Consider the following 278-nt stretch of genomic DNA (forward strand, 5'->3'; position numbering starts at 1 on the left):
GTTTTACAAAATGTGGAAAACACCGATGAACTTATAATCGAATATTACAACAACCTTCAAGGTGCAGAAGAGCAAAATCCGGGCAACCTCATCAACAATCCAGGGGAATATGAAAGCCAGTCAGATAATCAAATCGTTTATATTCGCATCACCGACCCCACAAGCGATTTGAATTGTTTTGCTATTGAAGAAATCGAATTAATCGTTGAACCCTTACCAGACATCATTGCCCCAGAGCGTTTGTCAGTTTGTGATGATGAAACCGGAGGAAGCACCAC

General features: G+C 41.0%; 1 protein-coding gene. It reads left to right on the top strand.

The genetic code is table 11. The features are described 5' to 3' along the window. On the top strand, positions 1 to 278 hold a 278-nt coding region (locus G7034_RS12165), incomplete at both ends, for a hypothetical protein (RefSeq protein WP_166401072.1).

The organism is Psychroflexus maritimus, assembly GCF_011089875.1.
Classification (GTDB): domain Bacteria; phylum Bacteroidota; class Bacteroidia; order Flavobacteriales; family Flavobacteriaceae; genus Psychroflexus; species Psychroflexus maritimus.